Genomic DNA, 26,395 nt, shown 5'->3' with positions numbered 1-26,395 from the left:
TCACCACCAAATTTTAAATGCTTCGTATTCTTTATCACTCATCAAATGCTTTACTAATTTATAACATTCTAAGCGAATTAAATGCCGATAAGATACATTTCTTCCTAAATCCCGATGTTTAATTGTTTCTTTCATACGCAAATCATACGCTTGTAATACCTTTTGCCGAGCTGCTTTTTTCATATAGCAAAAGTTAGCCTCTTTTTCAAAATCATCTTCGGTAATAATATGTTTGTTTAACAAACTAAAAATAATCCGATCAGCAATTAAAAGAGAGCTCACTGCATAAAAATCCCTATCTCATCCGAATAACCACATTTAAACTCAACAACATTCTCATAACGGTTTATTTCACGAACAACACTCTTACCTTTTTTATAAAGATAGTCAGGAACACTCACCATAAATTCAGCTAAATTGGTTCTTGCAATCATTTTCTCTTTTGTTGATATTTCTTTGGAAGTTTTACGAAGAGCAACAAAACATGAATTAATTTCTTCCGCATTCTCTTGCCACACTTTTTCCGGAATAACAGAAACCGAATTAATGTTTCTAAATCTCATACGAACATCCGCTTTATCCAGTTCATAACTATCAAAAGCTTTCACATAGTTTATCATTTCTATCAAATCGTTATAAAATTCACTTCCACTCAAAGCCTCTGTTGAATAAACTTGCTCCACCAGCTCCATTTTCTTCTCTTCTGTCAAAACGCCAGCATGCTCATTCAAAATCGTCTTAGAATTTCCAAATATCAACTTATCGATAAAAGTCCCAACTCCTGAGCAAACTTTCGCCCCACCATCAAAAACATAGACATTCGTATCCACATCCAGCGCCCGGTTTCGATAGCATCTGCCCATCCGCTGAAACAACCCATTCACATCCGACAATTCCGTGAACAGTAAATCAAAATCAATATCCAAAGAAGCTTCCACGACTTGCGTTGCCACCCAAATACATTTTTTCGTACTATCTTTTTGCCCATCCTTAAAAATCGCATCCTCTTTAGCCGAACGATCTTTTTTAATAAATTGACTGTGAATGAGATGAATTTCTTCACCTTGAAAATGCTCTTTTAACTCCAAATAGATTTTTTTCGCTTTATTTATAGTGTTACAAATAACTAAAATTCGATTATTGTTAAAAAATGGTTTAATAAATTCACTTTCAATTTCCGTATGAACCATCTCCATGCTATGACGAACTCGCGACGATACAAATTTTTCTTTTGGTTGGACAAAATTCACACCATTTTCTAAAAGTAAATCTGTCACTATCCCCGGTAAAGTCGCCGTCATAATGCAGAACTTCCCGCCAAATTTATCAATATAAGACAACCCTAAAATCAAATAAGCCAATAAGTCTGATGAGTACATCTGGATTTCATCAATAATCACTTTGGAATAAGATAAAGTGGCTAATTTATGCTCAAAACCTGCATAACGAAAGACAAAATCAAACAATTGATCGAGCGTGCAAATAGTTACAGGTAAAGACATTTGCCTCGTCCTCGTATAATATTCATCAATATCCATCTCCGCATTTCCCTCGTGCAGCAAATACTGACTATAAGTTTCCGAATGCAGTAAACCAACTCTCTCAGCTTGGTTAGTCGTAACAATATTTTTCGTGATTCGCTCATAAATCGCATTGATTGCCGTGCGCAGTGGCAGCGTGAAAAAGCCTTTATTATTCCCAAGCCAAAGCAGCCCAGCCTCAGTTTTTCCCATGCCAGTTTCAGCAATAACGACGATATTATCATTTTGGTGCCGCATCATGTATTTTTGCAAAGAGTTCCAATCAGCTTCTGGATTTTCCGCTTTAAAATGGGCTAGTTGCACTTTCATCGAATCCATTAAAAAATCATTTTCTAGCTCTACATCAATTCCCCCACTCGCTGCAAAGTCAATCCGATTGAGCAAGCCTTTTAGTAGAACATATTTTTTGAATGTTTCTGCGTCAGCCGCGGAATTACCTTCGAAAGTTCGGGATCCTGGGTAGAAATACAACATTTCTACTTCACTACTATATTCCGCATTTTCTCCTAGCCGACTGTAATTAAAATTCGTCCACTGCTCTTCTAATCTAATAATTTCTTTTTTCCAATCTGAATCAGAAAAATCATATTTTCTTTCATGATGTCGCGCAATTGCTTGATAAACTACTTTTATTTCATCCTCAGAGTATCCCATTTCTTCAAGTTTACTATCTGGAACAAATGCAACAGACAAATAACCATGCGGAATTTCTTCGCCTTTGCCTTTACCAAAATCATTACCCACTTTCTTTTGGAATAATAGATTCATTTTCCCTAAATCATGTAGTAAACAAACTAATTCTAGTAAATACCAATCTATTTCCACAGCTGGGTATAGTTTTTTTAGCCTTTGATAGTTTTTTAATAAATTATCCGTATGTTCTTGAATTGTTTCTTTCGGGTTAGATTTCGCTAAATATTTCTGCATCTCAGGACCGCTCCTTATACAAAATCCCCTTGAATACAGTGCATTCAAGGGGTAATTGATCGTTATTTATTACTCCTCTTCTTCAATAAAGACTAAGTAATTATCTTCATCAAAAAAGAAAACATCTTTCTTAGAGACGAAAATTCTACTTGAGTAAATAACATCTTTCTTTCGCCACTTACGGAAAAACTTGGGTGCTTTTTCCGTTCCGTGATTAACTCTTTCATATTTTTCAGTTAGCGAATACCTTGTACCTAGCAGCTTATCGCGACCAACCGAGCTTTCATGTGATTTGAAATGAATAGAATTATTTTCAGTGAGCGAGATTGGCACATAGGCATTGTAACCATCTGATATTTCTGTGCTTTTTTTAGATTGCCGTTTCTCCACATCCACAATCTCTACCTCTTGAATAGTCGCAATATCCTCGCGGCGACCAAGCGATGGAAATTCGATAGGCTCTCTAAATGCTTTTTCGATGATTGGTACAAGTGATGGGTCTTCGGGAATGATGTGCAACAGTAGTTCTAAATCCACAAGAAGCTCTGCCGTTGATACACCACGACTCACACCATACTTATCTACTTTAATTTGGTGACGTTCCACATCATATTTCCCGCCATTTTTAAACTCATATCTTGTCGCTAAATCATTCACTTTCGAAAAGTACTTGCCTTGAATGCTAATTTTCATTTCATGATAGCTCGTAAAACCACAAAGCGTATGAACCATCCCAATTACAGTCGAATAAGGTGGCAAAGGATACGTTTCTTTTAATTGAAAACTAGTTGGTTTTTTAAAATTCACCAAGTCTTGCCAAAGTTTTACTCTAATTGCTTTCATAATAAGCATCAATCTTTCCTTTAATATCGTTGAAGAATACTGGTACAGACTCTGCTTTTAGTTCTGCTTTCACTTCATCAGAATTAGCAAATTGCCCGTCAATAATACCCACTTTCGTATTTACTTTAATATCTTCATACATAAGTAAATCTTTAATATTTTTAATTACAATCTTATTATCTACCACATCTACAACATTTTGGAAAACTGGATTTTTAACATCATAAACTCCACCAATAATGAAAAGTGGTTTCAAATCTTCCCGACGTCCACGAATGTCACGATATAAAAACGCCACTGTATCCATCAATTTCTTCACACGACGAGCTTTTTCTTTATTATCAATTTCAATATTTCCGTCAATACCAATTTGATCTAAATCAATCGTAATTGTATAACGATAATAAGATTTATGAATTTCAGCTTGTGCTATATTCATGTTTTCATTTATTTTATCGGCTTGACCTTTATTCGTTAGAAAATCCAAATCACCTTTAAATGTTTCAAGCGAAATGGCATTAGATAAACGGACTTTTGCAGAACGTTTTTGCCCACCGCTTCCTTTCTCTGTTTTAAGGTAACCAAAGAAATCAAGTTCTGGGAAATCTGTAATAGTCGCCTCACTCAAGAATTGAATGACTTTCTTATCGCCGCCACCTTCAGCCTTTACAGGAGCTTCTTTCTCCCCAATTTGGTCCATCAAGTTGTAGCGAATTGCTTGGCGAGAAATATATGTATATTGGTCACCGTTATTTCTAGAAATCTTTTTAAGCGAAGAAATATTACCAAGAGACTCCCCGTAGTTAGCACTTTCTGCTTGGAAAATGATTGTCATTGCTAGTCCTTTATTTTTCATCTGTGTTTCCCCCGTCTTCTTTTTTAGTTTTCTCTCCACCCACACCGAGCATAAATGCATAACCTACTGATTTAAAAGCTTCATCATTCGTAAACACATTCATAAATACATTCGGAATTGGCTTAGCTAAATAGGAATAACTATTCAATAAAGTATCCATAAATCCATCTTTATCATTGACCTTTAAAGAATTTAATAATTTGTATGTTATTCCCGAAATTTTATTTTCTGACTTTTTGGTAACGTAACCTTCTTTAAATTCCGCCCCACAATTTTGTACAAACCATAATTGTTTTTGAGAAATATTTGTCATCACTTCCATCTCCTTCAAAAATTTTGTATTTATATCTAAAATCCCTGAAACATGTCCCATATTATAATATAGCCCATTCACATTAGTTTGCTTATAATAGATTAATTTATGAATAAGTGTAAATAAGTTTTCGTTGTTCATTAAATGTTGGATAACCTCTTTATACAAATTAATATTCAAGTTACCCTCTTTATAACCACAACGAATTAAACTTTTCAATATTCCCCTTGAATCATTTACAATATCCAACATTTTTTTAGAAAGTAAATTAAAACGGTAATGCTCGTTTTCGTATCTAACTAACTGAATGTCTGCAAGTTCATAGCGTCGATTATTTTCATGCTCCATCGTAATAGACTCCACAAGTGCTCGATAAGTATTAGTTGAATTAATTCCATCTTTGTTAAAACGCAATATAGAGTTCCGCATGCGTTCATTAACACGATGTAACTCATCTACACCATAAGAATCGTTGATAAACATTCCTTCTCCGTAAACATACGTAAACCCAGCCGGAACACATGAATAAATCAAACGACAAATCGGACAAGTTGCAACATCATTATTAAAATCCCATACGTGTGCAGTTTTTCTTGCAGTATCAAATCCAACTTCATTCATAAAACTAAGATCTAATTTCAAATTCTTAATTGGTTGATTACAGCTGAAACAATTATATTTTGCTTTAGACAAATCTGTATCTAAATATTCTATTATTGGATCAACAAAGCTAGTTTTGTAATCTAAATAAGGATCCATAATTTTTGTTTGTTTCAAAAGGAAAGATATTCCTGACCACCCTTTATTAATAACAGAATAAATCAGATTCTTTGCAGCTAGATATTGTAGACCTTTGTCACTCGCACAAAAATCAATAATAGCATCTAATTGAGTATAATTTTGCTTCACTTTTTCAATTATATCCGCCTTCACATCTTCCCATTTTTGCTTTTTAGTCAGATTAATCGTATTTAAATTTTCTAGCCATTTATTTACATTAGCTTTTGCATCAATTAACGAAAATACCTTAATATAGTTAGATTTCTTCAAATAAAATTTAACTACATCTTTCATATACTTATTTAAATTAGCTAAGGCTTCTTCATCAAAAGAAGCAAAATCCTCCGCTCTAAATCGTTCCATTATATCTTTATAGGAAACAATTTTAGACCAAGATAATGTTTCTTTATATTCTTTAATGAAAAAATTAAAATACTTGGTTTCAAAATCCTCTAATAAATCAGCTGTAAAATAAATCGTTTGTCCATCAATTCTTACATTTTCTTTTCCAACAATATTTAGAAAGCCTACTAAACCTGCGTTTATCAGCCAATCATCTGCCCGTACTTCTATTTCTGTCTGCATTCTTCCACCTCCAGTCTAAAACTGCTCTACCATGCCAAATCCAGATCCTGTCATCGTCCCAAGCCCATTATCCACCAAATACTTCTGCAAATAAGCCTCAGCCTCCAATTCAAAAATCCCGACCGAGCTTTCAATATGTATCTCGTGGCAATAAACGACTACTTTCTTCATCGAAATTGGCGTTATTTTCAATTTCTCCAAATCATAACGAGCTTGTTCACCAAATGCATCCATTAAATAAGGCAACATATTTCTTTTCAAAGTTGGCTCAAATTCCTCATCCTCAAAACTGTAAAACCAATTCTTGAAAGTTTCCCTATCATGAGCTCGACTGGCAATTGGCGAAAGCGTTCTCAAAACTGTCCGATTGCCGATAATTTTCTTCTCCGGGACTATTTGTATGTTTTTTATCGTAATATGATTCCCAGTTCCAAATAAAACTTTGCTACCTTTCAAACTTATCAATGCGTTATAAAAAATGATTCCGGTTTCCGCATCTCCTGTTGAAAAGTTAATAATACAATTCGCCTCATCTAAATGAATTTCTGCGCCTTTATTTCGAGGTTTGGGCAGGTATACGGAAAACGTATATTGTTTATGTTTATTCCCACCAAACAAATCCTCATATCTCTCTGGACTCGATTTCGTTATCCCCGCTTTGAATAAACTAACAACTTTACTTTGAAAATCTTTTGGAATTATTTTAGAATCAAAATCACAATTTATCTTTAATCTCATTGTGTCTCCACCTCCATTTCTATGAGTTAAATCTAACATAAAAAAACGTCCAAATCAATTGCAAATAAAGGGTTTTTGTAAGTCTGTGTTTTTTTGAACATTTAAGAATAACTTTCTTTATTTTTTTCACTTTTCCTCCCAAAATAAAATTTTCACATTTTACTATTTTTACTAAAATTAGACTTGTAACCGCTTTCCATCCATGATAAAATCGTCCTATAAACAAAATAACCTTATTTAGGAATGTAACCAACTTGGGCATAACCTAGATAAATCAAAAATTGGCTTTTTAGGCGAATTTTCGATTTATCTAGGTTTTTATTTTGCTAAAAACTTACAAAAAAAGGAGAACAAGATGAAGAAAAATATTTTTAAATTGTTGATGGCATTATGCGCAGTACTATTAATTGCAGGTTGCGGTAACAGTACATCTGCAGACAAAAAAGAAACAAAAGAAACTAAAGAAGACGGTACAGTAACATTTTATGTAGTACGTCACGGTAAAACAATGTTAAACACAACTGATCGTGTACAAGGTTGGTCTGATGCAGTTCTTACTCCAGCTGGTGAAAAAGTAGTTACAAGTGCTGGTAAAGGATTAAAAGACGTTGATTTCTCTGCAGCTTACAGCAGTGACAGTGGTCGTGCTATCCAAACTGCAAACTTAATTTTAAAAGAAAGTGCTAAATCTGCTGATAAAGAAGTACAAACTGATGCACGTTTCCGTGAATTCAATTTTGGTTCTTATGAAGGCGATTTAAATGAAAATATGTGGACTGATATTGCGAAAAGCCAAGGTAAAACTTTAGAAGAATGGCAAAAAGCTGGTATCTCTCCAAAAGGCTTCGCGGATAGCGTAGCTGCTCTTGATAAAACTCGTGTTAAAGAAGGCGAAAACTGGCCTGCTGAAGATTATGCAACTATCCAAGCTCGTCTAAAAGATGGTTTAACAGAAGTTGCTAAAAAAGAAAGCAAAAATGGCGATAGCAATGTATTACTAGTTTCCCACGGACTAAGCATTGGCGCGCTACTTGATACTATCGAACCAGGTTACAAACTTCCTGCTGCTGGTATCAAAAATGCAAGTGTAACTAAAATCACTTACAAAGATGGTAAATTCACTATTGGTGATGTAAATGATTTAAGCTATGTTGAAAATGGTTCTAAATAAATAGTTCGCTTAAAAGCCCAAAATATATATTTTGGGCTTTTGTTTTACTAAATAAAGACTTGTTTTTCTCTCATACAATTACTATACTTAGAGAAAAAGGAACCACGGAGGACATTTAGTTGAAGAAACTTACTTATATTATTATCACTGGTTTGGTACTTGTTTTTATTGTAGGCGCTTTTTGGATCACTAATTCCACGAGCAAACCGGAACAAAAAGCTACTCCAACCGAAACACCGAAAAAATCAAGTCCAGCTAATGTTAAAACCATTTCAGCACAAGCTAAGAAAACTTTGAATGCCCTAGCAAGCTCAGGAGCAGACAAAGAGTCTATTTCCGATTTAAATCAATTAATTAAAGAACTAAAATCCTACCCCGCCGAAAAAAATAAATCCGGCGAATATCTCCAAAATCTAACAGCGTGCCTAGAAGCCGTCGAGTCATATACAACTGGTAAAGCAGACGAAAAAGCACTTGGCAAAGTGTATCCAGACTTTCTCGCAAGCGAACAAAAACTATCAGCTATCGAAAAAACAACGCAATATGATTGGTTTTATGCCGCAGCTGCAACGAACCAACAAGGATTAAAAGAAAAAGGCGTTGTCACTTTAACCATGGTTGGTGATAATTCATTTGGAACCTATCCAGAAACGCCCGAACACCTCAAATTCGATAATGTATTCAAAAAAAATAACGGCGACAATACTTATGTTTTTAAAAACTGTCTTCCTTGGTTCAAATCAGATGACTACACAGTAATAAACGCCGAAAGTGCCTTTACAAACGCAACAAAAGCCGAAAATAAAATGTGGCGTATCAAAAGCGACCCCGCTCACGTAGCCTTTTTACCAGCAAGTGGTGTTGATGCAGCCAATCTCGCAAACAACCACACAATGGATTATTTCCAAGTTGGCTATGACGACACATTAAAAGCATTTAAAGACAACAATATTCCAGTCTTCAATGCAGACGCTCCACTTGAAACAACGATTAAAGGCATGAAAACTGTCATGCTTGGCTACGATTGCCGCATGAGTCAGCAATCTCCAGCTTATCTCGAAAGAATCGTAAAAGACATTAAAAAATATAAAAAAGAAGATACACTAGTTATTGTCAATATGCACTGGGGTGTCGAATACCGCGAAACGCCAACTAGTTACCAAACTGAATTTGGCCACGCGATTTTAGATGCTGGTGCTGATATAATTATGGGTTCTCACCCGCACCGTCTTGAAAGTGTAGAAAAATATAAAGATAAGTACATCGTTTACAGCATGGGCGACTTTGCTTTCGGAGCGGATCCAACCCTACTTTCGCGCATGACTTCGATGTTCCAACTACGCTTTACAAAAGAAGATAACAAAATCGTCCTAAAAGATATTTCCATCGTCCCTACTTATGAAAATTCAGATGGTAGTACAACGGAAAATAACTATCAACCGCTTCCCGTGTTTGGCGAAGATGCGAAAAAAATTGTCGACGAACTTAACCGCATCAGTAAACCAATCGAAGGCGGCGTAACAGAATATAGCTACTTTGATCCATTTTGATAATCAAAAGAGTAGATACCTTCCATTTCAGAAGATATCTACTCTTTTTTATCGAGCTATTAAAGTGTCGCAAATTGCGTGAGCCATAATATAAGAAGAAACGCTACCTAATACTAGTTTTTCCACTCGATTCATCCCGGTCGCTCCGCAAATGATTAAATCTGCTTGAAACTCTGCAGGAATATCGGTAGAAAGCAAGATTTTCGGGTTGCCTTTAGCCACAAAAGTTTCAACATGTTCCACTCCTGCTGCCCTGGCTTTGTCGGCATACTCATTGACGCTCGTTTTTAGTTCGAGTTCGGCTTTTTCTTCCAAGCTACCATCATAAGAAACATTTGGAGAAAAGGCACGTAAATCGACAATACTTGCAATTCCAAGTACCCCGTCTAATTTGAGTGCTAATTCCAGTCCTTTTTCAAAGGCTAATTTGGCTGGTTCAGAGCCATCCACTGCTACAAGAATGCGATGATATTTTTCCATCATATAAACCCTCCTACAACTTTTCTTATAGTATTCAATACCCTATAAAAATGATTTTAGGCCTATCATTCGTTGTTTTTGCTAACAATTTCACATATTTTAGAATTTACTTTTTTCTGTACAAAATTAGAGCGATCAAACTGAGCATCACTCCGGCTAATGGAAATGCAGTCATGCCTCTATCGCCAGTTTTCGGAAGTGCTTTCGTTTCTGGTTGTTTTGTATTTTCTGCTTTCGCCACGTTATTTTCTTTCGTTGTTAATGAGGCTGGTTCTGTCGCCGCTTTCTCTGGTGCTTGGTCTTCTGAGTTTTCGCTAATGATCTCTGGGATTGTGTTGTTATTGTTTGTTTCTTCTTGAGGTGTGGGTTTTTCTTCTGGTGTTGGTGGGGTTGGAATTACTGTTGCATCGTTGCCGGCAGTTACTGTTACAATGACGGTTACAGGATCTGCTTTTTGGCCACGTTCATTTTCAGCATTTAAAGTTACGGTGTATTCTCCTGGGGTGTTTAAATCTACTACTTTATCAAAATCGCTTGTTAAAATGGCATTTCCAGTAACTGAACCATGGATTTCAGCTAAAAATTCATCAACTGATTTAGTCGTTTTTTGTTTATAAGAAATTTTTGAATCTGCTGTAATAACTGGTTTTTCATGAACGGTTACTTTCACTTTTACGGGCGCTGCTTTAAGTCCAGCAGCATTTTCTGCATTTAATGTAACCGTATATTCGCCCGGCACATCGAGCTTCACAACTTGGTCAAAATCGCTTGTTACAGCTGTTCCGTCATCTGTTTTCGCTTGCACATCTTTTAAAAATTGTGCTTCTGAAATGGCATCATATTGGTTGTAATCAAAACTTTCATCGGCCGTTAAATCAAGCGTGTGGCTAATATCAAAATATTGATCATATGTTCCGTTTGAAATTGTATAAGACGTCATGCTTGGCGGTGTTGGGTAGCTACCTGTCGGAAAATCATAGCGCGCATTGTATTCAATTTCGGTTAGATTATCGATCTCTTCTTTTGTCACACCACTTACGGTAATGCCGTCGTCGGTAATTGTCAGACGTGAACTCGGAAGCGCCACATCGTTAAATCCTAAATACGTATTACTTGCGGAAGTCGATTTTGAAAAAGGTGCGACGGTTCCATCAAAACTAGTTAAAGGATTTGGCATCATCGAGAACGGTAAATATAACGTTTGGTTTGCTTCGTTAAAATCTAGTTTGCTTGATTTAAGTGTAATGCGCGGATTCGTTCGTCCGGTATTTTGCCCGAAAGCTGCGAGTGCTTTGAAGTTTCCATTTTTAAAACTTACGAAATCATTTAATGGTCTAAAATCATCAATTCCGTCAAATTGCACGAAAAGCGTTGTCAAAGCCGGTAAAGATGCGAGCGCTGAAATATCTGTGATTTTCATGGAGTTTTGCGCGTAGATATAGGTTAATTTCGGTAATTTATTAAAATTTTTGAAGACATTATGTGTAACTTCACTTCCGCTAATGCTAATGCTTTGTAAATTGACAAGTCCATTTAAATCTACAAAAAGGCTATCTACTACGTTGTCGCCGCCAACTGTTATGTAAGTCAAAGATGTTTGGTTTTTAATCGGTGCGAGTGTCGTGATTTTTGTGTTATTGAGTGAAAGCGTGACAAGATTATCAGCTTCTTCTAAACCGGTTAAATCTGTAAAAGTACTACCAGAAAGTGTCACGGTTTGTATTGTGTTCATTTGCGTTTTCGTTATTGGAGCATCACTTGCTTGTTTGAGTAAGCCATTTAGATAGGCTCTAAGATTGGTATCTGGAATAGTAACATTATTATTCGTTTCTTCTGCGTGAGCTGCCGTGGAAGGGTATATCATTATGAATATACAAATCATCGCAAGAAATACTTTCAGTGCTTTTTTCATTTAAAGTCTCCTTAGTGGTTAATTTCTTCCCAAAGTATAACCGCCTAAAAAGCAACTCTCAATACGTTTTCGTAATATATTTCACGTTTGATTTGCTTTAATATTCATATTATTCAATCTTATTTTTAGATAAATGGCTTTAAATCAACAAAGATAGCGCTTTTTTATTCAAATAAAATAAAATTGAAAATTCTATTAACGTAACATTTTGTACACAAATAGGTGGTTTTAAATACTAATATTACACGAAATCGTTTTGCTTTAGTTAAATAATTATCATTTAAAACTAGAAAAATGCTCTGAAAAAGTGATGCTCTATCCCCTATTGCTTTTCCTTATTTATGCTATACTGTTGATATTGACAGAAAAAGGGGTATATTTATGAACAATGAGCAAAACATGAATCAACAAATCGCTTTATTTTACTTCGGTTATAAGGCTTTTACAGAGACAGCTGATTTAATTATTGCCAAACATTCACTAAAAAGATTGCATCATCGTATTTTATTTTTCACAGCGCGGATGCCTGGCCTTACTATTAATGAACTTTTAACATTTTTAGAAATATCCAAACAAGCCTTACACCAACCACTCGCGGAACTCAAAGAGCGCGAACTTCTCACGATTGAACAAGGTACACGTGACAAACGCCAACGCTGTATTTTCCTAACGACAGCTGGCAAAGATCTAGAAAACGAACTCGGCGCCGCACAACGCAAACAAATGGCAGAAATTTTCGCCGACTCCTCAGATACGGACGGAAAGCATTTCACAGAAGTAATGGAAGGCTACGCAAAAAACCGACCGGGTGCCGCTTTAATAAAAGATTTTAAGGAGTGATTTATGATGGAACAAATTCTATTTATCCAAACTGGCTTTGGCGTCGATGTCCATGGTCAAAACATAACCAAAGCAGCTGAACGCGCTGTGCGGAACGCGATTTTCACTAACTCGATGCCCGGAATTCAAGGGCTTTTACCAGATGGCGACTTGCAAAATATGGTCGTTAATATCAAATTGGCATTACCGTGTGACGCGGATAAGCTCGATGAAGATACGATTCGCGCGATTATCCCTTATGGCACAGTGACTATCGAGAAAATGGCTGGCGGAATGATGACAACGAGCGGCATTTTCTTGGAGGACAAAGAGGATAAGAACGATTTAATGTATATCGTCAACGCTTCTGTTGAAACTGGATATTAAAGAAAAAACCATCTGATAATTAGTCAGATGGTTTTTGTATCTATTAAATAGTCCAAAATGGCTTCAAGCATTTGTTTATTATCTTCCGGAACATCCTCCACTTTCATCGCTGCAAGGCTTTGAACATATTTGCCCGGTGTGATAAATTCCTCGTCAATCTGCAAAATCGTCTCAATCCCAGCCTTTTCCATTTCAAAATGAAATTGTAAGCCAATAATGTTTTCAGCATACAGAAAAGCTTGATTTAAGCAGCCTTCGCTCGAAAATAAACGTGTCGCGCCAGCTGGTAACGAAAATGTGTCTTGATGCCAGTGGAAAACATGGAGTGATTCTGGGAAAAACGGTAGCTTGTCAGAAGTTCTTTTAATAGGGAACCAGCCCACTTCTTTTTCTTTGTTTACCGTAATTTCACTTCCGAATGTTGCGGCGATTTGTTGCGCGCCAAGACAAACACCGAAAATAGGTTTGTTTTGTTCGCTTAATCGCTTTATTAGAGCACGTTCGTCAGCCAACCATGGGAATTCCGAGGTATCATTTATCCCCATCGGCCCACCAAGAACGATTAAAAAATCCGAGTCATTTGGAACATGAGCATTTTCTTCAAATAATAAATGTATTTTTAACTGATGCTGATTCTCTTTCGCCCAATTCGCTATAAGTCCAGGTCCTTCATGCGGCACATGTTGCAATACATCAATAATCAATTTATCAGCTCCTGTCATTTTTTTCTATTATGACGGAATTTTTGGGTTTGTGCAACTGCGCTTTTTAGCAGGTATTGGGATCTTTTCATTTATATTTTTGTAAAACTTGCTGCTTGATTGCTTGATATTTTTCTACATCATCCAGATTTTCTGAGATAAAATCGTATTTTTGTACTTCCCCGAGTGTATTAAAATCAGCGAGGACGGATTGGGCTTCTTTTTGATTTTCGCTGAATTTGCCGTAACCCATGCTGGTAATGGGATGGATGTCTTTGTCTGTTTCGCCGAGGAACATGGTGTATGTTTGCTCTTTTTCTAGTGCAATGTAGTTTTCGACAGCGACGTATTTGCCCGAGCTTAAGTACCATGGTTCTGAAATATCTATTTTATCGCCTTTTTCTAGGTCGCCTTTGTAGGAAGCTAAGATCTCTACTTCGCTAATTGTGTTGCTTTCTTTGCCAATGTCTTTATTTTGCAGCAGCTTTACTTTGACTATGTTATTGCTGTTATTTGCTAGTTCTTTCATATTTTTCGGGATATTGTAATCTGCTCGGATGGTGATGGTTTTGGAGATTTTAGTGTCTTTTGTTACTTTTTCGCTTGGAGAGGAGCAGCTTGCCAGGATAATTGTTAGGAGTAGTATTGGGATTAGGGTCTTTTTCAATTTTAAATCCTCCTTTTATGTATGTGGTTTTGGCTTTCTCTTTGAGTTTAGCATATGTTGGGCGTGTGGTGTAGTTGGAGGTTCGGAGGAAATTGGGGGTTTTTTGGTGTGTTTGTTGCGGAATTGTTAACGTGGGAGGATAAAAAATAAGCCTAAATCCTGTTGGTTGGCTTTTTTGTGTAGGCATTGGAAATGATTTACATTTCACGATAAGTATCTAAAACTTTCGCCTTTATGCATACGTGCGTTATAGCCATCGAAATTTACATTTCACATTAAGTATCTAAAACCACAAGATTCTTATGCTATCGCAACGAATCAATCTATTTACATTTCACATTAAGTAACTAAAACTCAGCTGCAATCCTTCTACTAACCGCTTGGTATTCATCATTTACATTTCACAATAAGTATCTAAAACTGTGAACACATCAAGAAATATGGTGAGTTTATTGGCATATTTACATTTCACAATAAGTATCTAAAACAAAATGTGTACGAATGCGACTTTATCGAAGGAATTTCATTTACATTTCACAATAAGTATCTAAAACGTTCATACCTTTTCCGGAAGGGTTAATGTTTCCGACATTTACATTTCACAATAAGTATCTAAAACATCCACCCAAACGCTTACAGAACCGCCGTTTTTTTCATTTACATTTCACAATAAGTATCTAAAACAAAGAAGAGCAAAAAAAGTTCTTTTACGACCGAGATTTACATTTCACAATAAGTATCTAAAACGGAATTGCGAATTCAATGGATGTACTGTTTCATATATTTACATTTCACACTAAGTATCTAAAACAATTTTCCGGATCCATTCTTTTATCCCAACCCGTAATTTACATTTCACACTAAGTATCTAAAACCCGCTAACTTTTCTTCTTACTCCCATCTTACCTCAAAAGCCTATTTCTGTCGACCGACTAAAAACCAACGAAAATCCATCCTTCTCTACATGGTTTTCAAAACCAAAAACCACCAAACTCCCCTCACCCCAATCATTCCCATCTTTCTGTCGATCCCCAGCCTTTTTCACGCTACCCAAGGTCGACAGATAACCAAACGCAAAAAAACAGCAACCCTAAGAGTTACTGTTTTCTGATTTATCCCTTAAAACAACGGATGCAACGAGCGATTTTCTTGAACGCCTTCGATTGCTCGTCCTAAAATACGGCCGATAGAAATGGTTGTTAGTTTGTCGAATTGTTTATCTTCTGGAAGGTCGATAGAGTCGGATGTGATGATTTCTTTGATACTTGAATTTTGTAAACGTTCGGTTGCGTTTCCGGCCATGACGGAGTGGGTTGCGCAAGCGATGACTTCTACGGCACCTTTTTCTAATAAAATATCAGCTGAAGTGGTAGCACGGACGCCGGTATCGATAATATCATCGACAACGATTGCGACTTTGCCTTTCACATCGCCAATGACACTCATAATTTCGTCTTCATGTGGTCTTGGTTTACGGTTTAAAATGGCGATTGGCGCGTTTAGTCGGTCCGCGATTCTGCGTGCGCGAACTACGCCACTGTGATCCGGCGCGACAACTACCACGTCTTTTTCTCCGTAATTTTCTATCAAATAATCACCAATTAGCGGAATTGCTGAAAGATGATCGATTGGAATGTTGAAAAAGCCTTGAATTTGAGCTGCGTGTAAATCGACTGTGATTAAACGGTCTGCTCCAGCTCTTTGAATTAGATTGGCCATTAATTTGGCGGTAATTGGTTCTCTTGAGCGTGCTTTTCTGTCCTGACGAGCATAGCCATAATAAGGCATAATTATATTGATTGAGTGAACGGAAGCGCGTTTTAAGGCATCTACCATAATTAAAAGTTCCATTAGGCGTTCGTTGACGTTTGAGTTCATCGATTGAACTACATACGCGTTCGTTCCGCGGATACTTTCCTCAATATTAATTTTCACTTCTCCATCACTGAACTTTTGGAGCTCCACCTCACATAAAGGTATATCTAGATAATCTGCAATTTTTGTCGCAAGTGGTCTCTCACTCGTCACAGAAAAAAGTTTCATTTTGCCTGCCATTGCTATCTCCTTCCGCCGTACTGATTTCTTCTCCTTATTATTATATAGAACTGTCTAGGCATTGTCTACTAGCTAAAATGTTTCACAAATCAAAAAAGGTTGAAAAAGCAATCAGCGCTCTTTCAACCTTTTTTATTTATGTCAGCCTCTTAATTCGGCTTGAATTTCTTTTAGTTTTTTGGGAGTTACGTCGTCGCCAAGTGGATCAATAATCGTTACATGATGTAAATTATCTTGGACTGTCCCTCTGATTTTTTTCAAGTATTCTTGACGAAGGGCAGCTTGTCTTTCTTTTTCAAAAGCAGTTAATCCTTCACTTTTTTGTTTTGCAGCAAGTTCATTAATATTTTTTAATAACAATTTCATGCTATCCCTCCTATCATTTTAAAGTTACTTTTAATAAGTAACTAACCAAATTATAATATAAAGGTCAATAAAAGTCAAACTTCTTTTCTGGGTCGCGTATTCTTCTTTTTTTTGCGTTCGTATATAAGGTCCATTAATGCCCCCGAGCCAAGCAGGACGCCAATAATGATAAAAACGAACCCAACTAGCTGTGGGATTCTAATTGCTTCACCAAGGAAAAGCAACGCGCCAATTAATGAAAATAACGGATTGAAATTCATAAAAATGGCGGAGCGCGATGGGCCAATTTTCCCGACCGCAAAGTTATAAACAAAATTACCAAAGGCTGTCGCAACTACTGCTGATACAACAAACAAGAGCCACAATTTCCATGAATGAACTGCCACTAATTCTGACATGCCACCCGGCTCCATGAAGCGACTTAAACCAAACAACATTACCGAACCAAGAAATAACATGTATCCCGTCATCAGCCCCGTGTCCATTGATCCAGCGAGCTTTTTAATAATAATAAAACTAAATGCCTGAGAAGCCATCGCGATAAAGATGTCGATATCTCCCAGTGAAATCCCGCTTATCCCCGTCCCATTAGAAAGAACAACCAAACTCACGCCAAAAATCCCTGCTACAAAGCCGAGCGCACGCCATGCTCCAATTCGTTCACGGAGAAAAACCACAGAAAAAATCGCTACCACCGTCGGCGCAGAACCAAGAATAAGTCCTGCATTCGTCCCAGTCGTTAGCTTCAACCCGTTCGACAAGAAAAAATGATGAATAACAATATTAAAAATACTCGCGAGTAAAATTAAACCAAATTCCCGTTTTGTAGGCAGACGTAATGTTTTTGTGATAAATAAAATAATAATAACGGTTATAGCTGCGGTAAAAATCCGAAAAGATGTCATCGTAACAGTCGGAAAATAGCTAACTAACACTTTCGTCATCGTGACGTTAAAACCCCAACTCGCCATCACTGCAATTAATAAAAAATAAAGTCCTATCGGTGCTTTCTCTTTCTGCAAAACAAACACTCCTTTTTTATAGAAAAATGCCCCTTAAATTACTTTAAGGGGCATTTCATAGCGTCATCTTCCGCAGCCTTCCACAAAGCTATAACGCGGAAAATGGGGCAGTGATACTTAAGTCACTGCTTGTAGGCTCATCGCATAGACCCAACTATAGCATGGATAATTTTTTCTGTAAAGCGTTATTTTGTAAATTCTAACCAAGTAGAGGCAATTGCTTCATGTCCTTCTTTGGTCGGGTGCACCCCGTCCTCAGCTAAAAAGGTCGGCCCATGTTTGATAGCGAGCGCGTTCATTAGCCCATCAAGCGGAATAAGCGTTGCATCAAATTCTGCCGCAAGTTCGCGCACAGCTCCAATTTTTGGATCCAAATCACCACGCCACTCTTTCCGATCTTCCGGATATGGTAATACAAACGGCTCCATCAAAATCAGTTCCGCATTTGTTTCTGTTTTAATCCGATTCAAAATCACACGATACACTTCTTTAAACGCCGTCACCGAAGTATCTTCCCATCTGCTAAAACTAAACCACGTATCATTTATCCCAATCATAATCGTAACTACATCTGGTTGAAGTGAAATTGCATCTGCCTCAATACGACGATGCAAATCCGCTACCCGGTTCGCACTAACACCACGATTTATAACCGTTACATCTTCTTTCTCAAGCTGTTCTGCAATCATTTTCACATAACCATGTCCTAATTCGCGGTCATTTTCAAAATCGCGCCCCGCATCTGTCACACTATCACCTAAAAAAAGCAACTTCTTCATTTAGTTCCGTCTCCTTTAAAATTCCTGATGCCTTATTATAACAAAAAAACTTCAATTTAGTTGTATTCATTTTTTGCATAGCTTATTTTTTTAGGAGAGATTATCCAAAATTACAATTGTACAGACCTCGCGATACTACCTATACTTAAAAGTGTTAAAACTTATTAAAAAAATAATCGGAGGTAATTTATATGACTGCAAAAATAACAGAAAAAATGCTTTTCAGCCCTTCTTTTGAATACGTGGATAATGGCATCGAGCATGGAGTGCTAAGTCCTTTCGAAACAAAAGAAATCATTTTAGAAAAAGGACAACAAATTGCTGATGGTTTCAAACCACTGGATTGTTCCATTAAAATGTTAAAAGATGTACCAGTTAAGATGCGTGACGGTATAACCATTTATACCGATATTTATTTACCAATAACAGAAGAAAAAGTTCCTACTCTTATCGCTTGGAGCCCTTATGGAAAAAGCGCTGGAACAGCTCCTCGATACAAAAATCTATTTAATATGCTAGGAATGGGGAATGCCTGGAATTCTGGTCTTACCAAATTTGAAGCACCTGATCCAGCATACTGGTGCGCACATGGATACGCTGTCTGTAATCCTGACATGCGTGGCATTGCTCATAGTGAAGGTAATACTACGATGATTGGCTCTCAAGAAGCTGAAGATGGTTATGATTTAATTGAATGGTTAGCTAAGCAATCTTGGAGTAATGGAAAAACAGCTCTAACAGGAACATCTTATTTAGCTTTTTCCCAGTGGTATATTGCAGCTGAGCAGCCCCCTCACCTAACATGTATCAATCCTACTGAAGGATTAGCAGATGGTTATCGTGACTTAGCTTTTATTGGTGGCATTCCAGATCCTAATTTTATTGAACGTTTGCAAATCAACCATGTCAGTGCTAAAAATTCTCAAAGAGAAGATTTAACAAAGGAAATGGAAGCATATCCTTTAGCTGATAGTGCTATTTGGAAAGACAAAGTTGCAGATCCAAGTAAAATTACAATACCAGCTTTTGTTATTGCGAGTTATTCTAATACGCTTCACACAATGGGTACATTTCGTTCTTGGCGTTCACTCGGCTCAAAAGAAAAATGGCTTCGTATTCACGATCGCCAAGAATGGCCATATTACTATGACGAAAATAACGTAAAAGAATTGCGACGCTTTTTTGATTATTATTTACTTGGCAAGAAAAATAATTGGACAGATACACCAACTGTGCGCTATGCATTAATTGACTTTCAAGGTGGCAATCAAACTGACTTACCATCCGAAGTTTTTCCACCTACCAATAGTGAAAACAAACGTTATTATATGAATGGCCTATTACGCACTTTACAAGAAACACCTACTTCAGATGATTTTAAAGTCTCCTATACTACTGAAAACTTGCCAGGTAGAGCATCGTTCCAAATGACTTTTGACAAAGAAACGCATTTTGTTGGTTATCCAAAAGCAAAATTATTTATGGAAGTAGATGGATACGATGACTTGGATGTTTTTGTTTGGCTTCAAAAGCTAGATAAATTCGGCAACGTACTAAGTGAATTTGTCGTGCCAAATCACGGGGCCGCACTTCAGGATTTCACACAAGAAGGGGCATCTGCTTTACGCTATAAAGGCGCTTGGGGAAGACTTCGCGCATCCATGCGACAACTAGATTCTCAAGTTTCAACAGATGAAATTCCTGCTTATAGCTTTGACAAAGTAGAAAAACTCTCTTCCGGAGAAATTGTAGAACTAGACATTATTTTGAGTCCCATTGGTCTAACTTATAAAGCAGGTGAAACACTCAGAGTAGTCGTGAGTAGCAAAGATGAACTTGGCTCAGTAATGCCAGGAACACCCGGATGCACACCTAATAATAAAGGTATGCATATCCTTCATACGAGTAAAGAGCACCCATCCTATATTCAGCTACCAATAATCAACAAATAGAAAAACTTGTCAATGGAGTCTAATAACTTTATACTAAAGCTACTATTTACAATCTTTCATTGAATGGAGCAATTATGAAGTTATCCAATTTGAAATACTTTGTTGATGTGGCTATGGAAGGAAGTTTTACCCGAGCATCTGAAAAATTATTTATTTCACAGCCTACCCTTAGTAGACGAATAAAAGAATTAGAAACAGAATTAGGTGTAGAACTGTTTATTAGGAATCGTCATTCGCTGGAGTTATCAAGTGCAGGTCAACAATTTTTAATAGAAGTAAATGATATTTTAAACCGAGTCAACAAGCTATCCCATATGTTTGATAATCAAAAAACAGCAGATGAAGCTGGACAATTATTAAAGATTGGTTATCTCTCGAATTTTAATATGAACGCAATGTATGAGCTGCTCGAATCATTCAAGCAAAGTCATCCACATGTTCAATTCTCATTAAAACCGGATACGCCAATGAATTTAGCTGAAGGTCTTTCTAATGGGCAATATGATTTAGTTTTTAATTTATCCGCTTATTTCCAGCCGAACAAGTCTATAGAAGAAGTATTATTTATAAAAAATCATTTGCAAATTGCTATACCCGCGGACCATCGATTCCGGAAAAAGAAAAAAGTATATTTTAATGATTTGAAGCAAGAAATAGTTATTTTGCTCGAAAGAAAACAGTCTCCCATCATTGTAGACTATGTTGTTAGTCAATGTACTAAACATGGTTTTAATTTAAAAGCGAATTCGTATGTAAAAGATCTGGATGAAGGACTAGCAATGACATCTGTTGGAGAAGGATTAGCCTTTTTGTATTCCGGCATGAATGATGGAACATTAGAAGATAAGTACAATATTAAAATTATGGATATTCAAGAAGAACGGAATGACCAGAATATTGTCGCAGCCATTAATAAACAGAGCGAAAATACACTGCTTCAAGAATTATTTTCGTTTATAAAAAGTAGTCTATTAACAAAATAATTCATTCTAGATAAAAAAAGTAGCAAGTTTCTTTGATGAAAAGAAACTTGCTACTTTTTTAGTATTTATTAAAATTGTTTGTGCAATAAATCAAGGACATGACGTAACTCATTAACATCAATTTGCCCAGGAGCTGATGCTTTTTTCGCAGCGCCAAATGTCATTGCTGAGCCAAATACTTCGCCAGCAAGACGGCTAATGACACCAGTTCCCGCCATTGACATCGTAATGATTGGTTGGCTCGCTTTTTCAGATACGGTATTTGTTGCATCTAATAAAGTTAGTACGTCCGCAGCAGATTTCGGCATTACGGCGATTTTCGGAAGATCCGCGCCAAGTGCTTCCATGCGAGTTAAACGAGAAACGATTTCTTCTTTCGCAGGTGTTTTATCAAAATCATGGTTCGACATCACTACTTTTACATTGTTCTTGTGAGCTGTTTCAATTAAGCGTAAAACGTCCGCTTCTTCATTGAAAAGTTCCACGTCAACTAAATCAATTTTGCCAGTTCCAGCTAGTGTTTCATTTAATTCAAAATAAAATTCGTCACTAACAGCTAATTCGCCGCCCTCTTTTGCACTGCGGAAAGTGAATAAAATCGGTGTTTCTGGTAAAATTGCGCGAATTTCGCTAAGTGCAGCTTCCACTTTAGCTAAGTCTTTCACGTCTTCATAAAAGTCAACGCGCCATTCGACAACGTCCAAATCGATTGTTTTTAACATTTCTGCTTCTTCTTTAAGAGCAGCAACCGTTTTACCGACCATTGGTACACAAATTTTTGGCGCACCTTCACCAAACGTAACATTCTTTACGACTACTTTATTCATGTATAATTCTCCTCATTCGATATTATGTTTTAAGATTAGCGATAACCTTGTTCTTTTGCAAGTTTTTAAAATAGGATTTCTTTAATGTAATCTACTGGCATTTCTTTGTGTGTCCAAATTTCGAAAGCTTTCGCACCTTGCCAAAGCATCATTCCTAAGCCGTTAAGTGTTTGACAGCCTTGTTCTTCGGCGATTTCAAGCAATCTTGTTTTGGTTGGTTTGTAGACAACATCCGAAACGATTAATTCTGGACGAAGCATATCTGCACTTGGTAAAAGTGTTTCGCCTTCGAAAGGTTTCATTCCAACGCCAGTCGCATTCGTGAAAATAACACTTTCAGCGATTTCTTTACGCAATTGATCGTGTTCTTCGATATCAAATAATCGTGCTGTACAATCTGTTTTCGAGTTGATTTTCTCAACTGTTTTTTCTGCATTCGCGTAAAAATCGTCTTTTCTGTTAAAAATCGAGATTTCTTTCACGCCATCAAGAGCAGCTTGGATGCAGATAGCTGTTGCCGCACCACCAGCGCCACAAATCGTCATTTTTTTGCCGACAATGTCATGTCCAGCTTCTTTTAAAGCTCGCATGTAACCAGTTCCGTCTGTAATGTGCCCAGTTAACACGCCGTCATCATTAACAACTGTATTGACCGCACCAACAAGTTCAGCTGCTGGAGAAAGTTTATCTAAGTATTTATGAATGTTTGTTTTGTTTGGCATGGAAACGTTCCAGCCACGTAAGTTCATTGCGCGGAATCCTTGTACAACGTCTTTCAGTTCTTTGTCCCCAACTTCAAAAGCAAGGTATACATAATCAAGTCCCAATTTTGCAAAAGCTTCGTTATGCATGGTTGGTGATAAACTGTGTCTGATTGGAGTGGCGATTAAACCGATTAATTCTGTGTGTCCTGTAATTCTTTCCGTGATTTTACTTGTCATAATAACATCGTTCCTTTCCAAATTAAGGTTTATTTGTGAAAATATGAACTTATATAAAGAGCGAATGTGGCAAAGCGGAGTCCGCCTTGCCAGTTCGGATTACAAAGAGCCAATTTTTTCTAATGTCGTTAAAATATTTCTTCCTTCGCGAACGCCTTCCAAGATTTTTCTTGTCGCTGCGCTATCGCCAATATTTACGATTTCAATTTGTTTTTCTTTGCCGTAAGCCGCAAGTTCTTCCATAAGTGGGCGTTCTGGTCGCATTCCTAGGCAGACAAAGCCGTAATCAAATGGAATCTCGGCGTCTACTCCGTCATGTTTCACTTTGAAATGATCGGCTGCAACTTCGGTTAATGCGGTTTCTGTTTGCACATCGACGTGGTTTTTCTCGATAATATCCATCATCGAAAGTCGCGTAATCATATCCAAGTCTTTACCAAGGATTGGCATCATTTCTACAATTGTAACATCCGAGCCACGTTCTGAGAAGTACTCGACAACATCAAGTCCAACTGCACCACCGCCGATAACTGCTACTTTTTTGTTACTAAATTCGGTAAAGTCATCGATATTCGAAATAAGTCCGAAAATCGAATGAACTTTACTGCCTTCTTTGTCAATCACGTCAAGCAAACCTTTAATTGGTGGAAGTAATGGTTTGGATCCTGTGGCATTTACTACCACATCAGGATTAAATGTATCAATAAGCGCAGTATCAGCTTTAGTGCCTGTAATAACTTTCAAATTGGTTAATTTTTCTGCTCGGTTCGCTAAATAATTAGGGAAATCGGCAATTCTACTTTTATCTGGAAGGTTGGCAATTGCTCGCGCCAAGCCACCAGTTTGTTCACTTGCTTCAATTAGCGTTGTATTACAGCCAACTTCGGCCGCCGTACAAGCTGCTTCAAGTCCTGCAGTTCCGCCGCCAATTACGACAACATTGGTCGGACGAGTTACTTTTGTTTCTTTGTATTTATCTTCATGAATAATATCTGGATTTACAGTACAGCGAATCGGTTTCGACTTCGAAATCCGGTGATCCGCGCAACCGATATTACAAGAAATACATTTTCGAAGCATGTCTTCTTGACCAGTTGCCACTTTGTTCACCCAGTTAGGCTCAGCAATTAAGCCGCGTCCCATCGCAAGTAAATCAGCGTATCCTTCTGACAAAATTTTCTCTGCTGCTTTTGGACTACGGATATTCCCCGAAGTAATCGTTGGTTTGTTAAATTTATCCTTCACCGCTTTTGCAAGGTAGCTTCTCCAGCCATCTTCCAAGTTCATTTGGTCAATTTGCAAGTATAAATTATCGTTAATTGCCGCTGATACATTCAAAATATCCGCTTCTTCTTGGCAATAATCTAACAGTTCCAAAATATCTTCTAAGTGGTTGCCGCCTTCTGTAAATTCATCTGCACTAAAACGCAGCACGATTGGGAAAAATGGACCAACTTCTGCGCGCACTTTTTCCAAAATCAGTTTGACGATACGGGCGCGATTTTCAGGCGTTCCACCAAATTCGTCTGTCCGTTTGTTGTAAAGTGGCGATAAGAATTGGCATAGCAAGTATGAGTGTCCGCCGTGAATTTCGACTGCATCAAAGCCAGCTTGTTGGGCGCGTCTCGCTGCATCGCCGTATTTATTGACGATTTCATAAATTTCTTCGACAGTAAGTGGACGCGGTACAGTGCCACCTTTTTTAGATGGAATATCTGACGCGGAAACTGGTTGAAGTCCATTCAAACGTGCTGGATAAGCAGATGCCCCGGCGTGGTTGATTTGGATAGATACACAAGTTCCGTGTTTATGAAGACGTTCTGTTAATTTGTAAAATCCAGGAATATACTGGTCATTGTCAATTCGAAGTTGGGTCGTTCCGTTTGTACCATAAGGAAAATCTACACAAGCGTTTTCAATAGTAATCAGACCTGTGCCACCTTTTGCGCGTTGTTCGTAGTAATTCATATGTTCTTCTAAAAATTCGCCATTTAATCCAGCTAGGTTCGTCCCCATTGGTGGCATAATCACACGGTTTTTAATCGTCATTCGTTTTACAGTTAGTGGTTCAAAAATACTCGGATAATCTGTCATAATAAGCCTCCTGCGACTATAATCTCAGCAAATGATTTGTTACATTATTCACGTTCAATAATGCACAATCTTAATTCCCTTTAATTATAAGTCAGGAATAATTATTAATCTAATGTATATTTTTCGATTTATCCATAGATTTTTTCTATACAATCGCTTACAATAGAGTTATCAAGGCATTTCGAGGAGGTTAACCGATGAACTTGCGTCAACTATACTATTTTAAAAAATTAGCCGAGCGAGAGCATTACACGATTGCAGCCGCCGAACTCTCCATTACCCAGCCTAGCCTAAGCCACTCTATCGCAGAACTTGAGCGCGAACTTGGCGTCTATTTATTCGAAAAACAAGGCCGCAACATCCGTTTAACAAAATACGGTCGCTTCTATTTAACCTATGTAGAAAAATCACTTGCCGAACTAGAAAAAGGCGAAAAACTGTTACATGAATTAACTAGTCCTTCTCATGGAAATATTGATTTAGGCTTTATTTACACAATGGGCGCGCACACGGTTCCCGAACTCGTCCAAAATTTCACCAAAGTCGAAAGCCATAAAGACATCACATTTTCCTTTTTTCAAGGAGCGACAAAATCGATTATTCCCGACTTAAAAAATGAAAAATTCGACCTAGCGATTTGCTCCTACGTCGAAAATGAACCCGATATTGAATTTTTACCATTAACCAAACAAGAGTTAGTCGTTGTTGTTTCTGAAAACCATCCACTTGCTAAATATGATTCGATTGATTTAAAAGACACTGCCGATTATTCGTACATTTTCTTTTCTGACACGAGTGGCCTTAGACCGCTCATTGATTCGCTTTTTGCTGAAATAAATATCCAACCAAAAATCGGCTGTTATGTCGAGGAAGATACCGCGATGGTTGGCCTTGTGAGCGTGGATTACGGCATTTCGATTATGCCCAAAATCTCGTCATTATCACATTATAACGTCAAAGTATTGTCCATCAATGAACCAAAACATGACCGTTTCATCTATCTAGCCAGCTTAAAAAACCACTATATTTCGCCAGCATCCAAGGCTTTTAAAGACTTCGCATTACGCTATGGCGAAAAACATTTCCTATAAAAAAAGAGCCAAATA

At 37.2% G+C, this 26,395-nt stretch carries 23 protein-coding genes, 1 pseudogene and 1 CRISPR repeat array; of the genes and pseudogenes, 7 read left to right on the top strand and 17 right to left on the bottom strand.

Features of this window, described 5'->3' with window-relative positions:
* The 6 genes from cas1 to cas6 all read right to left on the bottom strand — a co-directional run bounded on the left by cas1 (nt 1) and on the right by cas6 (nt 6,583).
* On the bottom strand, nt 1-282 hold the full coding sequence (gene cas1 / locus HCX62_RS01370; RefSeq protein WP_311773454.1) for a CRISPR-associated endonuclease Cas1: 282 nt from the start codon (nt 280-282) through the stop codon (nt 1-3).
* Nucleotides 279-2,468 (bottom strand): CRISPR-associated helicase Cas3', encoded by a 2,190-nt coding sequence (gene cas3, locus HCX62_RS01365; protein ID WP_185636748.1) that lies wholly within the window; start codon nt 2,466-2,468, stop codon nt 279-281. Before cas3 ends, cas1 begins: the two co-directional genes overlap by 4 nt.
* 69 nt (nt 2,469-2,537) lie before the next feature.
* Entirely contained in the window at nt 2,538-3,320 is a 783-nt protein-coding gene (gene cas5b, locus HCX62_RS01360; RefSeq protein ID WP_185636747.1) for a type I-B CRISPR-associated protein Cas5b, read from the bottom strand.
* Nucleotides 3,298-4,167, bottom strand: a complete 870-nt coding sequence (gene cas7i, locus HCX62_RS01355; protein WP_185636746.1) for a type I-B CRISPR-associated protein Cas7/Cst2/DevR — start codon at nt 4,165-4,167, stop codon at nt 3,298-3,300. The genes cas5b and cas7i overlap by 23 nt, the downstream gene beginning before the upstream one ends.
* A complete protein-coding gene (cas8a1, locus tag HCX62_RS01350) occupies nt 4,157-5,845 on the bottom strand; it encodes a type I-B CRISPR-associated protein Cas8b1/Cst1 (RefSeq protein ID WP_185636745.1) in 1,689 nt (562 codons plus the stop codon). Before cas8a1 ends, cas7i begins: the two co-directional genes overlap by 11 nt.
* A 15-nt stretch (nt 5,846-5,860) precedes the next feature.
* Nucleotides 5,861-6,583 carry a CRISPR-associated endoribonuclease Cas6 gene (gene cas6 / locus HCX62_RS01345; protein WP_185637970.1) on the bottom strand — a complete coding sequence of 241 codons (723 nt, stop codon included), beginning with the start codon at nt 6,581-6,583 and terminating at the stop codon, nt 5,861-5,863.
* 355 nt (nt 6,584-6,938) lie between these two features.
* Between cas6 and HCX62_RS01340 the strand changes: the two genes are divergently transcribed.
* Both HCX62_RS01340 and HCX62_RS01335 read left to right on the top strand, forming a co-directional pair.
* Nucleotides 6,939-7,754, top strand: coding sequence for a histidine phosphatase family protein (locus HCX62_RS01340; RefSeq protein WP_185636744.1), 816 nt, complete (start codon nt 6,939-6,941; stop codon nt 7,752-7,754).
* 119 nt (nt 7,755-7,873) lie between these two features.
* A complete protein-coding gene (locus tag HCX62_RS01335; protein WP_185636743.1) occupies nt 7,874-9,304 on the top strand; it encodes a CapA family protein in 1,431 nt (476 codons plus the stop codon).
* A gap of 48 nt (nt 9,305-9,352) precedes the next feature.
* On the opposite strand, the gene HCX62_RS01330 is transcribed toward HCX62_RS01335, so the two are convergent.
* On the bottom strand, nt 9,353-9,784 hold the full coding sequence (locus HCX62_RS01330) for a universal stress protein (protein WP_185531812.1): 432 nt from the start codon (nt 9,782-9,784) through the stop codon (nt 9,353-9,355).
* A gap of 106 nt (nt 9,785-9,890) precedes the next feature.
* A complete protein-coding gene (locus HCX62_RS01325) occupies nt 9,891-11,696 on the bottom strand; it encodes a LapB repeat-containing protein (protein WP_185636742.1) in 1,806 nt (601 codons plus the stop codon).
* Nucleotides 11,697-12,077: 381 nt separating this feature from the next.
* Between HCX62_RS01325 and HCX62_RS01320 the strand changes: the two genes are divergently transcribed.
* Both HCX62_RS01320 and HCX62_RS01315 read left to right on the top strand, forming a co-directional pair.
* The gene (locus tag HCX62_RS01320; RefSeq protein ID WP_008946931.1) at nt 12,078-12,536 is read left to right on the top strand and encodes a MarR family winged helix-turn-helix transcriptional regulator; all 459 of its coding nucleotides are present in this window, start codon (nt 12,078-12,080) and stop codon (nt 12,534-12,536) included.
* Between the two features lie 6 nt (nt 12,537-12,542).
* Complete coding sequence (locus tag HCX62_RS01315; RefSeq protein ID WP_181334177.1) at nt 12,543-12,902, top strand: Lin0512 family protein; 360 nt, start codon at nt 12,543-12,545, stop codon at nt 12,900-12,902.
* A 23-nt stretch (nt 12,903-12,925) separates the two neighbouring features.
* Here the strand turns inward: HCX62_RS01315 and HCX62_RS01310 are convergent, their stop codons facing one another.
* From HCX62_RS01310 to HCX62_RS01285, 6 genes and pseudogenes are all read right to left on the bottom strand, one after another.
* Nucleotides 12,926-13,606: a type 1 glutamine amidotransferase gene (locus tag HCX62_RS01310; RefSeq protein WP_185636741.1), complete on the bottom strand. Its 681-nt coding sequence runs from the start codon at nt 13,604-13,606 to the stop codon at nt 12,926-12,928.
* A gap of 85 nt (nt 13,607-13,691) precedes the next feature.
* Nucleotides 13,692-14,270, bottom strand: a complete 579-nt coding sequence (locus HCX62_RS01305; protein WP_185636740.1) for a hypothetical protein — start codon at nt 14,268-14,270, stop codon at nt 13,692-13,694.
* A 195-nt stretch (nt 14,271-14,465) separates the two neighbouring features.
* A CRISPR array of direct repeats spans nt 14,466-15,145; the repeat unit is 29 nt; unit sequence ATTTACATTTCACAATAAGTATCTAAAAC.
* A gap of 244 nt (nt 15,146-15,389) precedes the next feature.
* On the bottom strand, nt 15,390-16,325 hold the full coding sequence (locus HCX62_RS01300; RefSeq protein WP_185506692.1) for a ribose-phosphate diphosphokinase: 936 nt from the start codon (nt 16,323-16,325) through the stop codon (nt 15,390-15,392).
* Between the two features lie 141 nt (nt 16,326-16,466).
* Nucleotides 16,467-16,691 (bottom strand): DUF896 domain-containing protein, encoded by a 225-nt coding sequence (locus HCX62_RS01295; protein ID WP_003721282.1) that lies wholly within the window; start codon nt 16,689-16,691, stop codon nt 16,467-16,469.
* A 64-nt stretch (nt 16,692-16,755) separates the two neighbouring features.
* A pseudogene (locus HCX62_RS01290) lies at nt 16,756-17,713 on the bottom strand (DMT family transporter).
* 185 nt (nt 17,714-17,898) lie between these two features.
* Nucleotides 17,899-18,492: an SGNH/GDSL hydrolase family protein gene (locus HCX62_RS01285; RefSeq protein WP_185636738.1), complete on the bottom strand. Its 594-nt coding sequence runs from the start codon at nt 18,490-18,492 to the stop codon at nt 17,899-17,901.
* A gap of 191 nt (nt 18,493-18,683) precedes the next feature.
* On the opposite strand from HCX62_RS01285, the gene HCX62_RS01280 reads away from it, so the two are divergent.
* Both HCX62_RS01280 and HCX62_RS01275 read left to right on the top strand, forming a co-directional pair.
* Complete coding sequence (locus HCX62_RS01280; protein ID WP_185636737.1) at nt 18,684-20,444, top strand: CocE/NonD family hydrolase; 1,761 nt, start codon at nt 18,684-18,686, stop codon at nt 20,442-20,444.
* Between the two features lie 74 nt (nt 20,445-20,518).
* Nucleotides 20,519-21,427, top strand: a complete 909-nt coding sequence (locus tag HCX62_RS01275) for a LysR family transcriptional regulator (RefSeq protein WP_185636736.1) — start codon at nt 20,519-20,521, stop codon at nt 21,425-21,427.
* Between the two features lie 68 nt (nt 21,428-21,495).
* On the opposite strand, the gene aroD is transcribed toward HCX62_RS01275, so the two are convergent.
* The 3 genes from aroD to HCX62_RS01260 form a co-directional block, all read right to left on the bottom strand.
* A complete protein-coding gene (gene aroD, locus HCX62_RS01270; RefSeq protein ID WP_185636735.1) occupies nt 21,496-22,254 on the bottom strand; it encodes a type I 3-dehydroquinate dehydratase in 759 nt (252 codons plus the stop codon).
* A gap of 65 nt (nt 22,255-22,319) precedes the next feature.
* Nucleotides 22,320-23,195 (bottom strand): shikimate dehydrogenase, encoded by an 876-nt coding sequence (locus tag HCX62_RS01265; RefSeq protein ID WP_185636734.1) that lies wholly within the window; start codon nt 23,193-23,195, stop codon nt 22,320-22,322.
* A 99-nt stretch (nt 23,196-23,294) separates the two neighbouring features.
* A complete protein-coding gene (locus HCX62_RS01260; protein ID WP_185506688.1) occupies nt 23,295-25,289 on the bottom strand; it encodes an NAD(P)/FAD-dependent oxidoreductase in 1,995 nt (664 codons plus the stop codon).
* Nucleotides 25,290-25,486: 197 nt separating this feature from the next.
* On the opposite strand from HCX62_RS01260, the gene HCX62_RS01255 reads away from it, so the two are divergent.
* The gene (locus tag HCX62_RS01255; protein WP_185480685.1) at nt 25,487-26,380 is read left to right on the top strand and encodes a LysR family transcriptional regulator; all 894 of its coding nucleotides are present in this window, start codon (nt 25,487-25,489) and stop codon (nt 26,378-26,380) included.
* Nucleotides 26,381-26,395 lie beyond the last annotated feature (15 nt).

The sequence above is a fragment of the Listeria swaminathanii genome, assembly GCF_014229645.1.
Classification (GTDB): Bacteria; Bacillota; Bacilli; order Lactobacillales; family Listeriaceae; genus Listeria; species Listeria swaminathanii.
Note: the sequence above shows the minus strand (reverse complement) of the source record. Positions and strands in the feature narration are given on the sequence as shown.